This window comes from Vibrio sp. QJM3NY_35 (assembly GCF_057785915.1).
In genome coordinates, this window is the sequence record NZ_CM173508.1 from 1,607,643 (window position 1) to 1,620,752 (window position 13,110).

Consider the following 13,110-nt stretch of genomic DNA (forward strand, 5'->3'; position numbering starts at 1 on the left):
TTGAGTATGTTTAGTTTAGGTACCACTGCCAAGGCATAAGACCTTGATCTTCTAGACCGCTTAAGCGTCCTTCACTAAGCGTTGGATCAACACCTGGGTTTGCTACATAGTCCCAGTCATAGGTAGTGCTGTTTTCGCTGAATTCTGCACCATCAATCAAAAGTACATTGTCGGCTGTATCGCTGTACTGGTGGCCTTGGAACAATTTATCGCTAAACCAAAAACGCGACATTTCGTTCATTAATGCTTTGTCCTTGCTTGAAGGTTTTACTTCGCTACCATCAAAACGGACCGATTTGTTAAACACAAATGGCAGCTCAGAACCGTTGCACGCACCACTGATACAACCAATGGTTTTAAATAAATCTATGATAGACAGTTCGCCATACTCACCTTCTTCATTTGGTAAGGTATTGTAGTTCCACATGTTAAAGCCTGGTTTGTGCTCGAAGTGGTATAGGGTTGCTTCTACTTCGCTGTTTGCTGCCATATAACGAGCTGGGCCATTGAATAGTGTATCATTCAGCAAGGTTTTAAATTGCTTCATGTTGTTAAGAGCGCCACCTATACCAGATTCTGAGTTAGGGTAGAAATCAGTTAGAGCCAGAATATCTTGGGTTTGCTGGTGGCCAGTGATATCAACAATGTCGACCAAGCAACCTACGGTACCCGCAATATCATTGGGATCAATGCATCCAATCATTTCAGTTACATTACCTTCTAGCTTAGCACCATAAAATAACCCAGTTACTGCGCTGTAAGCACTGCTTGGCAGTGCAAGCTCTGCCGAAGCTTCATCACTTGCTCGCTCAGTTAGTTTTTGCTTCAGAAGAACGATGTTGTTTTCTTCTTCTAGCCAGTTGACCATTGCAAGTGCAAGCTTTGCTGGGTCTTCGTTAGTAAGCAGTTCAGGCTCATCATTTGTTAATAACTCGATGACCGTCGGAATTAAGAATGTAGCGCTAAATAACATGCCAAAGCTATTCGCTTCATGTGCATTTTCACCTAGAACCGTTGGTACTGAGAAGCCAGTTTGCATTGGTGTTTCTGCTGATTCGCTACAGCCACTCAAGAATTTAGTTTTTTCACACAATATGTAAGGAGCATAAGGCATCAGGTTTGACATTGGAGTCTCATCTGCTGTTGGGCTCAGAAGTGGGATCTGCAAAGAACCTAACAACCAATTCTTTAACTGCTCGATACCATTCAACGCTGTTTCTTGCGATGCTATGATTTCGTCGATAGAAGTGTCTACTCCAAAGCCATTGTTGCGCCCCTTAGCTACGTCATAGCTAGGGTATTCAAAACCATACGGGTTACTTTGCATGATGGCACGTTGGAAATATTGACCTGCGATATCTTCATCTTGCTGCAAGAAACCAATAGACATGGCACCTGAGCCTTGGCCGATAACGGTTACGTTTTGAGCATTACCACCGAAGTCAGTGATATTGTTATGTACCCACTCCATGGCACGCTTTTGGTCACCTAGGCCATAGTTGCCATCTTTGTTCGCGCCTTTAATCCATTGAGTACCTAATTGACCAAGACGGTAGTTTAAGCTTACATAGATGAACGGCTTACCATCGTCGCTTCCTTGAGCAACCACGGTGTCACCGTGCACCAGTGCTTCAGAGCCAGAACCGTATTCAAAGTCACCACCGTGGATGAATACATAAACTGGTAGATCTGCATCAGCATCAACGCCTACTGGGCGCCAAATGTTCAGGTTTAAACAGTCTTCGCTTTGAGCTTGCTCAGTAGCGCGAATTTGCATACATGCATCACCAAATGAAGTGGCGTCGACTATACCTTCAGAGTTCATCAGATCAGTTAAGTCGATAGAGTTACTGTGTTCAAAACGCTCGGCTTCCGCAAAACGAATCCCTTTAAAAATTTCAACTGAAGACAGTTTGTCTTCTTCAGAATTAGAAGACACAACAAGTTCTTGTTTGGTCGCTTTGATCATCACTTCGCCGATTTGCGAAGTAAACTGTTCAGCAGGTGCCGGTACTAAAGGTTCTGGTTTGTTTGGCATAGGAACAGTCGGTTCTGTATCACTACCACAAGCAGCGAGTAACATTGAGATGCTCACAGCAGGAATTAATTGTTTGTTGAGTTTCATTATTACGTCCACAGTTATTTGTTGTTACCAAACCAGCAATTCCGTGCGCTATCGTCGACCGTTGTCGTGCTTGGATGTATGTAGTTTTCTTATGGGATGTATATTAAATACATTTAACTGATTGATGGAATCGCATAAGTAGGACGCCACCCATCAAGAGTGGCCGTGACCACTCAATGTATGATGTAGGGTTAGAAGCGATAACCAAGGTTCAATGTTACAGCCGAGCGCGTTTCGCCCTTGTTGTACAACATAGTCATGTTGTAATGCTTGCCAATCTGCTTGTTGAATCCGGTTAAGAATGCCCACTGGTTAATGTCGACACCAACGTCATAATCAAATTCGATGTCATCGGTTTTTACGGTGCCTTGCATACGTGAATTTAAACCTTGGTATTCGGCACCAACGAAAAACTGAGCGCGATAGTCAACTAGTTGATAACCCAACATTGGTTGAATAGTGACGATGCCGTCGCCCCAATCATCCAATCCTTTCAGGCGTGTTTGTGAATAGGTACCTGTCACTGAGGCAAAGAACTCTTTGTAACCAACAGATAGCGTGGTGCCCGCACCGCGTAAGTCATATTCAAGATGCAGTGGTACATTCAAACGGCCTCTGTTACATAAGGCAGAGACACCTTCACAAAGCGCGTTACCTAGCCCTGGCAGTTTGTCATTGAGCTTGTCTTTTAAATAGTCTCCTGCAGCGCCGGTATAAGAGGCATCCACGTTCGCATCAACGTTTACCTTTCCTACATATCCGAATACATTCCAGAATGGCAGGATATTAACGTCACCGCGTATCGAAAGACTCTCAGCCTTAACTGTCGCAACGCTATCTTCAGGATCAAATAAGTCATTCAAGCGAACACCACCAATCACGTAATCAGTCATTGGAATGTCCATGTCTTGGTTGCGATAAGCTACTGATACGCCGAATGGAAGAGGTAAATCAATGCCCTGACGTCGCACCATGTCACCCATTAATGGAAAAACACGGTCTAGCTTGACGCTTGCTTCTTGCATTCTTGGGTCAGAGACTTCTTGAAGTCTGGCTTCATTCACAACTTGTACACCGTTGTCGTCTTCATACAGTGCAACGGGCTCAATTAAACTCGTCATCTTCATAGGCTTATTCTTTGAAGTACCTACGACTTCAGTCGCTTTACTAGCAATAACAACCTTTCCTGAATCCAATGTGTGGAACTCAATCTCTTGACGATAAGTTTCTACTTTGTATACGTGGTGTTTGAATGGCTTATCGTTAGTGATCAGCATTCGCTTGGGTTCGCCATCGATTAACTCGATGTCGACATTCAAAAAACGGAAATACGCGATGTCTTGAGGTAGTCCATACTTTGAATAGTTGAAGTTGATGGTAATCTTGTTGTCGTCGATTTCTTTCACGCGAACCGAAGATGAATCAAAGCTTTCTGCATAATCACGTAAGCGATATTCGGTACGTGTGAACGCTTCGATTTCATCTAGCAGATTTTCGTTATCATCCAGTTCTTCTGGGTTGTATTTGATACGAAGATCGATGTTGCCTTTGCTATCGGTGTTCTTGACGAGGTAAACGCTTGAGTCACGAACTTCATCACCAACTTTCAGAGTACGATGTGCGTGTTCAACTAGGTGCTCCCCCTGTACAAGTGAGCTGATTGCAAGCTTTGGTAAGTCATGGCTGATACCATATTTGTCAAACAGTACTCGACCTTGCTCCATGACTTCGGTGTAAGTCTTGGTTTCCGCTGCTGACGCAAAAGTGGGAGTAGTAAGTAATAAAGCGCTCGCTAACACAGAAAGAGTATGGGTCTTACGGGCGCTGTTGCGGATTTCAAAAAAACTCATGACGGATTCCACGCTGAGTAACCTCAAACCTTCGAGGCTCACACAGTCGATGTAAAACTGAACTTCGTGTTCAGTTGTTATGTATTTATCCATTAGGATTGCTAGTGTGAATGTCGCGACTAAAAATGCATTGCGTCAATCAATGAGAGGATTTTAAGAGTAGGTGACAGATCGCGTTAATCGCGTTTGATGGACGCTATCCTACTTTAGTTGATTTTTATTCTAAGACTTTGATTTGTAGTTGTTTTTATCAGGTAAAAAAACGGCCTGCTTAGTGAGATACTTTGCAGGCCGTGGTGTTATAGTGGTAAATGTATTGAGTTTTAAGCGGTTACCTTCACTCTAAATAGATCAGTAAACAGCTTAGCTATCATCAAAATGATCATAATATTCACCAGCATCAATAGTGGCGTTTCTATTCTATATACCGGCGTGAGGTTGAGCGCACCAGATGTAAGAACAACCAATAAGTTGATACCCAAAATTCTATGTATCATGAGCTTAGGTGTCGCGAACACTTTCCATATCACCATAATGTTAAGGAAATAGAATAGGGCGAGCTCCCATAGCTCTGTCATTAATGGCATCACAAAGATGTATTGCAATAGAATCACTGATCCTGTGCCCAGCACGCCATAAAAGGCATCTCTAATAATGCTTGGTGGCATGGTCGGCACCATCGAAGAGAATACACCTGCTAACATAGGGAATATAAAACCGCCCGGCACGGGAAGATAAATCCAAATCAAGAGTGATGTGATAAACATCGACACGCCTTGCAGCACTTTGCGCCCATCTTCGTTTAAATGTTCAACAAACGTACGATGAGCATGATGCCAAGAGACTTCTTTATAATCGCCCATTGCATTGGGTTCACCTTCAACAAGTGATTGGTTTGGTACCCGTATATCGAACGCATTCAAGTTGTTGGTAAGAACCGACCATTGGATACCCAAGCCTGATTCGCTGCTAGTTTGTTTGAGTAATGCATCTTGAATATGCGCCATTTCATCGATGCGCAAACGCCACGCTTGAATGTTTTCCTTAAGATGGTAGCTACCACTCAGCGGCAGATCTAAAAGTTGATACAGCTTATCAATATTCGCGGTGTTACTTTCAAGCGCGGCAATGTCGATGTGGTCTGTATTCTCCATAGCATCTAACAACGCTTGTTTGCTGGTTTCGAAACGTTGTACAAAATTGAGCTCTGTATTCACAGGCCACACGAGGCGATACACGCAAGAGAAGACCACGACACCCAGTAGTGTTTCTTGAAGTCGAACTACAGCAAAGTGAAAGGTGGTTTGGCTATCAAACCCGCCCATGCAAGCAACAATTGAACACACGGCAAATCCAATAGAAAAGATATAACCGTACTTTTCATCGCTAGACATGAAGATACATACGCCAAGAAACAGGGTGAAAAATGTGAGAAACAAGAACCGATCTTGAGGGAACATGGCGATGAGAAAAAAGGCATACCCCGTCCCTAACAAGGTTCCCATTAACCGGTTATGGCCTTTGTTTATCGAATGGGCGAAACTCTCGTTCAATGCCATCACTGCTACGGCTATCGCCGCCCAATACGGTTTTTCCCAACCAAACCACAACGCTAGGCAGATTGCGATAACGATAGATAGTGCGGCTTTAATCGCGTCTTTAGTCGATGCAGTGAACATAAGAATCACCTAGCTATTTTTGATTATTTTAATCGAGGCAGTCATACCAACACGTAGTTGTACGTCTTCTGGTATTTTGTCTAACTTAACTTTGATAGGGATGCGTTGAGCGAGACGTATCCATTGGAAGTTTGGATTCACGTTTGGCAATAAATCATTACCTGTGCTGCCATCTTGCTTAGCGATACCAAAGCCAATACTTTTGATATGTCCTTCTAGTTGAACATTGTTGTGCATCATTAGGGTCACATAGGCTGTGTCCTGAGCATCGACGCCGACTAAATCTGTCTCTTTGAAATAACCTTCAATCCAAAAGCTATCTTCATCAATTAGCGCAACCACAGGTGAATTCGCGACAACTTGAGAACCCACGCGTAAGTTCAGGTTAGTAATATAGCCGTTAGTAGGTGCATATACCTTGGTGTACTCAAGGTTAAGATGTGCTTCTTCTACATTAGCTTTTGCCAGTTCGACATTCGCGGTGCTGGTTTCTACAGCGTTGTTTAAGTTGTTTAGAGTAAGAACGGGTACTGCTCCGGGCGTTCTTTTCTCTAAATTCAAGGCGCGTTGCTCTTCGTTTTTCGCCTTGGCGAGTAGGGCAAGCGCTTGTTTTTGGGTCGCAAGGGCTTTTCGGTAGGTAGCTTTGTAAATACTCGGGTCGATCTCAAAAAGAAGATCGCCTTTTTTTACTTTCGAGTTGTCTTCGACATGCACTTCAATCACTTGGCCCGTTACACGAGGTGTAATCGAGACGATATAAGCGCTAACTTGCCCGTCTCTGGTCCACGGGTTACTTGAATAAGACTGATAATAGCTATAAACGACAGTTCCCGCAGCAGCCAATAATAAAAGTGTGATGAGATAACGTTTGATCACAGTAAGTGCCTCAAAAAATGGTAATAAAATGGCCGATAGCGCCAGTGAAAATCACGATCAAGCTCAGTTCTGCTATTGCAGGAAAGGCGACGTACTTATGCAGGCCAAACCTTGTAGCGATTGACCCTGTTAGCATTGTCAATATGTAAGCCAGTGCGACAACCAATAACAGCGGTGGGAAGTAGACTTCACCCCACACAAGTTCATGTGGCATTGTGTTCATGGTTCTTTTCTCTATTTGTTTGATGAATGCAAAGATAACGGAGTTAGGTTTATTGTGATAATCGCTTATAGAGGATTAGATCCATCAAATTTAAGACCATACTGGTTTACGATTCGATTTGAATCCTTGTTAAGTGCTGCAAAGCCTGCTGGCTAAGGAAAGAAAGGGATACGACATGGGGTAATAATACTTAGTTGAAATTTATTTCCAAAATAATTCAAATTTTTCACATTTGGTTAAGTCCTTTTAAAACAACAACTTTTGGTATAAACCGCGCTACTCTCACTCATCAAATAGTCGAAGCGATGATTTGATCCATCAAATGGGATTACATAATAAAACCTTTTGTTCTTAATATTCGGTTCGAAGCAACGAGCTGCTTTATTAAATTGAATAATCCAACAAATATCAGTATTAATTTATTCGTTAGATTATTTACTCCTTATATTTAGTAACAAGAGTAAATTTGTCATGGACATTATTTCTAATCTGTTTGACATGGCACCATTTGTCGCACTATTTATTACACTCTCATTAGGTTATATGGTCGGTAAAATTACGATCGGCCGATTTGTATTAGGCGGTGTAGCCGGAACCTTATTAATGGGCGTAATAATTGGGCAATTTGGTGTTCAGATAGATCCTGGCGTAAAAAGTATTTTCTTTGCGCTGTTTATTTATGCCGTAGGTTATCAGGGCGGTGCACAATTCTTTAAAGCCCTTAACTTCAGAACCATCAACATTCTGCTATCTGCGGTTGTCATGACGGTTTCTGGCTTATTGTGTGTACTTGCCGCTGCATGGTTATTTGACCTAGATAGAGGTACAGCTGCAGGTCTAGCCGCTGGTGGCTTAACTCAATCTGCGATCATTGGTACTGCAGGTGATGCGATCGCACGTTTAGGTGGTGTAACTGAAGAAGCCAAACACTTAATGCAAACTAATGTTGCCGTTGGTTACGCTGTAACATACATCTTTGGTTCGCTCGGCCCGATCTTGATGGTGACTTGGGTATTCCCAACACTCATGAAGTGGGACATCCGTTCTGAAGCTATCGCTTTAGAAGAGAAAAACTCTAACGGCAAACGCGATTTAGCAGACGGCGAATTTAATGCAGTCACCGCTCTAGTGACACGTGCTTTTAAAGTAACTCACGACGATAAATTGGTTGGGAAAACGCTAGCACAACTGAATCAATCATCACTTGCTGCGTGTATCGAACTTATTGAGCGCGACGGAAAAGAGCTAAGTGCAGACAAGTTCACTGCGCTTAAAGCAGGCGACCTGGTTGTGGTTACCGGCCGTAGAAATGCGGTTCATGAGCTACAGAACAAGGCACAAAGCAATGAAGTAGCATTACCGGAAAGCTATGAAGTTATTGAAGAAAATCGTCAACTTATCGCTGATAACCGCAAGCTAATAGGTCACTCGCTAAAAGAAATCAAAGACAGCTCAAACGAGCGCTCATTCCGCGGCGTGTATGTGACAGACTACATGCGTGCAGGTACTTCAATGGACATTACTGATGACCTGATTGTCGAGAAAAACGATGTTATTCAATTAACGGGTACTGCTCAAGACATCAACCGAGTTGAAAAACACATCGGTAAGCGCATGGGTTCTGCAACCACGACAGATTTCATTGTAATGGGCTTCGGTATGGTGTTGGGTCTTCTGATTGGCCTAATCAGCTTTAAAATTGCAGGTATCCCCGTAACGATTGGTTCTGGTGCAGGTTGTTTGATCTCTGGTTTACTTGTTGGTTGGTTACGTAGCCGAAATCCACATGTGGCTCAGTTCCCAGCGAGCGCTACGAACTTCATTCGTGATTTTGGTTTAGCAGCATTTGTTGGCATCGTTGGTCTAGAAGCTGGCCCTCAAGCGGTTGACACCATAAAAGAACACGGTATGTCACTCCTGTTCTTAGGTATGGCAGTTACTATCATTCCACAGATTATTTCATTTTTGTTCTCTTACTTTGTTTTGAAGATCAAGAACCCAATTGAAGCTTTAGGTTGTGTGACCGGTGGTCGAAGTGCAAACCCAGCCTTCGCAGCATTGATGGAAAAAGCAGGCAACGCAACGCCAGTGTTCTCTTTCACTGTGACTTACGCTGTAGCGAACGTGTTACTGACTTTATGGGGACCTATTATCGTCGGCATTATTACCGTTAACGCAGGCATGTAATTAAAACTACACATCTAATACGATTTTTAAAAAGAACTATCAATTTATTAAAAGGCCTGCCAAATAAAAATATTGGTTAGGCTCGAATAAACAAACTCAAGTAAAACACTTTGTTTAAATGAAAGTGTTCAATATTAAATAATTAGGTAAATATCATGACTACACAAAATACAACTATCGATTTTTCAAAATTTGCTGATTTAAGCCCATTTGAATTGAAAGATAAATTAATTGAAGTTGCACAAACAGTACCAGACCGTGCTTTATTAGATGCAGGCCGTGGGAATCCAAACTTCCTAGCAACATTGCCACGTAAAGCGTTTATTCGCTTAGGTGAATTCGCCGTAATGGAAGCGGAGCGTACATATTCATATTTAGACGGTAGCTTTGGCGGCATCCCAGATGGTGTCGGTATTGTTGAGCGTTTTGATTCTTACGCAAACAATAATCAACAGAACCCAGGTGTTCAGTTCATTGAAAAAGCTCTGAGCTACGCAAAAGATCGCCTAGGCATCGAGAAGCAAGTGTTCTTGAATGAACTGGTTAACGCGTACTTAGCGTGTAACTACCCAGTGCCGCCACGTATGCTGACGAATATCGAAACGGTTGTAAAACAGTACATAGCAGAAGAGATGTACGGCCCAATGCCAATGACAACGGATTTCGATCTGTTTGCCACTGAAGGTGGTACGGCGTCAATGACGTATACGTTCCAAACCATGTTTCACAACGGTCTACTAAAGAAAGGCGATAAGGTTGCGTTAATCACACCAATCTTCACACCTTACCTAGAGATTCCTGAGCTTTCGGAATACGAACTTGAGATCGTAGAGCTTCGTTTAGACGAGACAACATGGCAGCTTCCTATGTCTGAAATCCAGAAGCTAGAAGATAAAGACATTAAATTGTTGTGTGTAGTAAACCCAGCAAACCCTGCATCAGTGAAGTTCTCTGATGAGACGCTTGATAACTTATCAGACTTCGTTAACACCCAACGTAGTGATCTGTTCATTATCACCGATGACGTGTACGGGACATTCGCAGACGAGTTTGTTTCTCTGTTTGCCAAACTTCCATACAACACGCTTTGTGTTTACTCATTCTCTAAGTACTTCGGTGCGACAGGCTGGCGCCTTGGCTCGATTGCGATTCAACACAACAATGTGTTCGATGATGCAATGCGTAGCCTACCAGAAACGCGTCAACTTGAACTGGATGAGCGATACAAGACGTTAGATCCAGAACCTCGCGGTATTAAGTTCATCGATCGTATTGTTGCAGACAGCCGAAGTGTTGCACTAAACCACACCGCGGGTCTTTCACTACCACAACAAGTTCAAATGGCGCTGTTCTCATTGAACTGCCTCATGGACTCAGAGCAAAACTACAAAGAAGCGTGCAAACGCATCATTCGTGAGCGTTACAAAACTCTGTACAAAAACATGGGTGTAGAAATTGAAGAAAACAAAGATCGTGTGGACTACTACACATTGCTTGAGCTCGACACTTTGGGCGGCAAATTGTACGGCCCAGCTTTCGTTGAATGGTTCAAAACGAACGAGAAGGGCAAAGACTTCCTGTTCCGACTTGCACACGAAACAGGCGTTATCTTGCTTCCAGGCAAAGGCTTCGATGTAGTACACGCTTCTGTTCGCGTTTCTTTGGCTAACCTTACTCACCACGAGTACGAACTGATTGGTCGCGCAACGCGCAAGGTGTTAGACGAACACTTCGCTGAGTTTCAAGGCGAATAAGTTTTAGTCAAACTTACCAAGAATATGCCTCGGCGATGTCGAGGCTATTCCGACCAAATAAGCACAGTGGTTAGCAGGTAACAACTGCTTATCTTGACGTTCCGTTGTGTTTATTTAGTCGTCTTTCGCAAGTAATTAAAAATCCAATTTAAACTAAAAAAGAGCGGCGTATGAAAAGCATTATTTCTATTCAATCTCACGTGGTTTTTGGGCATGCAGGCAATAGCTCTGTGGTTTTTCCAATCCAAAGGATGGGGCTTGATGTGTGGCCAATCCATACTGTTCAGTTTTCTAATCACACTCAATATGAGCAAGGGTGGACAGGACAAACATTTGGTTCAGACGATATTCGAAATTTAATTCAAGGCTTAGACAACATCAGTGCATTGAAAGACTGTGGCGCGGTTCTTTCGGGTTATCAGGGAAGTGCAGACCAATGCAAAGCGGTTGCTGAAGCGGTAAATCTCATCAAAGATAAAAATCACAGCGCACTCTATATTTGTGACCCTGTAATGGGCGATCCAGATAAAGGTTGTATCGTTGATGATGGGGTTAAAGCTGCCATAGCCAAACACTTACTGCCGATTGCTGATGCGATCGTGCCCAACCAATTTGAGCTAAGTGAATTGACCAATACCAAAATCCACTCGCTTTATGATGCCGTTACCGCTTGTAAGAAAGCATTGGAACTTGGACCAAAGATGGTGTTAGTGAAACATCTGCATTCATTACCCGACGACGCGTTCAGCATGATCCTCGCAACGAAAAAGGCATGTTATTTAGTCCAAAGACCGAATATTGAATTTGATAAGCAACCAGTTGGTGTTGGCGATCTTATCTCAGGCATATTTACTGCAGGGTTAATGAAAAAAATGTCTCCGGTGGCTGCATTCCGTCACGCAAACAACGCCGTCTACGGTGTATTGGAGCTGACTAAGAGCTATGGCACTTGGGAACTACAAACGATTAATGCTCAATATGAATTTGTTGAGCCTACCCACGATTTCAACGTAGTCAAAATAGCCTAGAGCGTTTAACTCTAAATGTGGTGGCGATGGCTATTCGATGGATAGCGTCCTACAAACAAGATTACGAGTTAAGCCTTACTCTAGCTATATTACGACCACAAAGAGATGGACTTCACTTTATTCCTATTTATTAACTTTTCTGTTTTCAAATTTTATTAAACAGAGTCTCTGAATCACATTAGAGAAAATTAAATGAGCCTAAATATGAACCGTCTAATCTCTTCCAGTCTTACCGTTGCTTTGTCATTCCTCGTAGTGGCCTGTAGTTCACCTCATACACTGGATCTACGTGTAAATAAAGATAATTACAAAGAAGTAGTAGTAGAAGATACCTCTACCGTAGGTGAGCCACTGCGTATTTGGTCTAACGAGGCGCCAGATTTCTTATATTCTGCAGATGATAAAACCACGCCGATTACCGTATCAGGCGATCAACTGAACATTCTTGCGTTGTCAGGAGGTGGCGCCAACGGAGCCTTTGGTGCCGGTATTTTGATCGGGCTTGAAGAATCAGGCCAGCTGAAGGACTACTCCATAGTGACAGGCATCAGCGCAGGCGCGTTAATGGCACCGTTTGTGTTCATCGGGGGAGATGCGTTTCCGAAGATGAAGGAAGTGATGTTGAATATTAATGACAAGTCAGTCCTTGGCAAAAAGAATTTTCTGAACACTGTCTTTAAAGATGCGTTTACTGATGGAGAAAGCTTGTATCAGTTCATTGCTTCGGCGTTCCCTGAACCGATGATTGAGCAAATTGCAGAGCAACATCGAAATGGTAAGCGTCTGTTCATTGGCAGCACACATTTTGATTCCGGCGAGCTTGTGATTTGGAATGTGGGCGCAATTGCAAACAGTGACATGCCAAATAAATCCGAGCTTATCTATAAGGTTTTGGCCGCAAGTGCATCTATTCCTGGAGTGTTCCCACCGCAGTTTATCAATGTGGAACATGAAGGTGAAACTTTTGAAGAGTTACACGTTGATGGTGGCTTAGCGGCTCAAGTGTTCTTCAATCCATCGCAATTTGACTATCAACAGATCTCAGATGCACTTGGATTAGAAACACCACCACAGCTTGATGTGATTCGAAATGGTGCACTGAAAGCGCCGTACCACTCGTTACGAGACAAGGGCCTAGATTTGGTAGCGAAGAGCGTATCAAGCCTGACTCTTGCTCAAACTCGTGGTGACTTATATCGAATGAAATACATCAGTGAAGCCAACAATATTGATATGCAATTTACTTACATTGAACACGATTTTGGTTACGCCAAACAAACCAAAGACATGTTTGATGAACATTACCTATTAACCATATACGAGTATGGCTATCACAAAGCAACTCAGGGCAAACCTTGGGTAACCGAATTACCTTAATTAGGGATATT

The 13,110-nt window shown here is 42.9% G+C and carries 9 protein-coding genes; 4 read left to right on the forward strand and 5 right to left on the reverse strand.

Annotation, left to right across the window (positions count from 1 at the left end):
• Positions 1 to 10: 10 nt before the first annotated feature.
• The 5 genes from AC3CH3_RS22330 to AC3CH3_RS22350 form a co-directional block, all read right to left on the reverse strand.
• Positions 11 to 2,125, reverse strand: a complete 2,115-nt coding sequence (locus AC3CH3_RS22330) for a carboxylesterase family protein (RefSeq protein WP_488538482.1) — start codon at positions 2,123 to 2,125, stop codon at positions 11 to 13.
• 191 nt (positions 2,126 to 2,316) lie between these two features.
• Positions 2,317 to 3,975: a hypothetical protein gene (locus AC3CH3_RS22335; protein ID WP_488538483.1), complete on the reverse strand. Its 1,659-nt coding sequence runs from the start codon at positions 3,973 to 3,975 to the stop codon at positions 2,317 to 2,319.
• Between the two features lie 323 nt (positions 3,976 to 4,298).
• Entirely contained in the window at positions 4,299 to 5,654 is a 1,356-nt protein-coding gene (locus AC3CH3_RS22340; protein ID WP_488538484.1) for an FUSC family protein, read from the reverse strand.
• 9 nt (positions 5,655 to 5,663) lie between these two features.
• On the reverse strand, positions 5,664 to 6,530 hold the full coding sequence (locus AC3CH3_RS22345; protein ID WP_488538485.1) for an HlyD family secretion protein: 867 nt from the start codon (positions 6,528 to 6,530) through the stop codon (positions 5,664 to 5,666).
• 10 nt (positions 6,531 to 6,540) lie between these two features.
• Complete coding sequence (locus AC3CH3_RS22350) at positions 6,541 to 6,753, reverse strand: DUF1656 domain-containing protein (RefSeq protein ID WP_488538486.1); 213 nt, start codon at positions 6,751 to 6,753, stop codon at positions 6,541 to 6,543.
• Between the two features lie 471 nt (positions 6,754 to 7,224).
• Between AC3CH3_RS22350 and aspT the strand changes: the two genes are divergently transcribed.
• The 4 genes from aspT (at position 7,225) to AC3CH3_RS22370 (ending at position 13,099) form a co-directional block, all read left to right on the forward strand.
• Positions 7,225 to 8,940, forward strand: coding sequence for an aspartate-alanine antiporter (gene aspT / locus AC3CH3_RS22355; protein WP_488538487.1), 1,716 nt, complete (start codon positions 7,225 to 7,227; stop codon positions 8,938 to 8,940).
• Positions 8,941 to 9,095: 155 nt separating this feature from the next.
• The gene (locus AC3CH3_RS22360; protein ID WP_488538488.1) at positions 9,096 to 10,694 is read left to right on the forward strand and encodes a bifunctional aspartate transaminase/aspartate 4-decarboxylase; all 1,599 of its coding nucleotides are present in this window, start codon (positions 9,096 to 9,098) and stop codon (positions 10,692 to 10,694) included.
• A 170-nt stretch (positions 10,695 to 10,864) separates the two neighbouring features.
• On the forward strand, positions 10,865 to 11,722 hold the full coding sequence (gene pdxY / locus AC3CH3_RS22365) for a pyridoxal kinase PdxY (protein WP_488538489.1): 858 nt from the start codon (positions 10,865 to 10,867) through the stop codon (positions 11,720 to 11,722).
• Positions 11,723 to 11,926: 204 nt separating this feature from the next.
• Positions 11,927 to 13,099: a patatin-like phospholipase family protein gene (locus AC3CH3_RS22370; protein ID WP_488539089.1), complete on the forward strand. Its 1,173-nt coding sequence runs from the start codon at positions 11,927 to 11,929 to the stop codon at positions 13,097 to 13,099.
• Positions 13,100 to 13,110 lie beyond the last annotated feature (11 nt).

Coding starts and splice junctions, on each gene's coding strand:
- aspT (WP_488538487.1), top strand. CDS start 7,225: ATGGACATTATTTCTAATCTGTTTGACATGGCACCATTTGTCGCACTA.
- AC3CH3_RS22340 (WP_488538484.1), bottom strand. CDS start 5,654: ATGTTCACTGCATCGACTAAAGACGCGATTAAAGCCGCACTATCTATC.
- AC3CH3_RS22335 (WP_488538483.1), bottom strand. CDS start 3,975: ATGAGTTTTTTTGAAATCCGCAACAGCGCCCGTAAGACCCATACTCTT.
- pdxY (WP_488538489.1), top strand. CDS start 10,865: ATGAAAAGCATTATTTCTATTCAATCTCACGTGGTTTTTGGGCATGCA.
- AC3CH3_RS22370 (WP_488539089.1), top strand. CDS start 11,927: ATGAACCGTCTAATCTCTTCCAGTCTTACCGTTGCTTTGTCATTCCTC.
- AC3CH3_RS22330 (WP_488538482.1), bottom strand. CDS start 2,125: ATGAAACTCAACAAACAATTAATTCCTGCTGTGAGCATCTCAATGTTA.
- AC3CH3_RS22350 (WP_488538486.1), bottom strand. CDS start 6,753: ATGAACACAATGCCACATGAACTTGTGTGGGGTGAAGTCTACTTCCCA.
- AC3CH3_RS22360 (WP_488538488.1), top strand. CDS start 9,096: ATGACTACACAAAATACAACTATCGATTTTTCAAAATTTGCTGATTTA.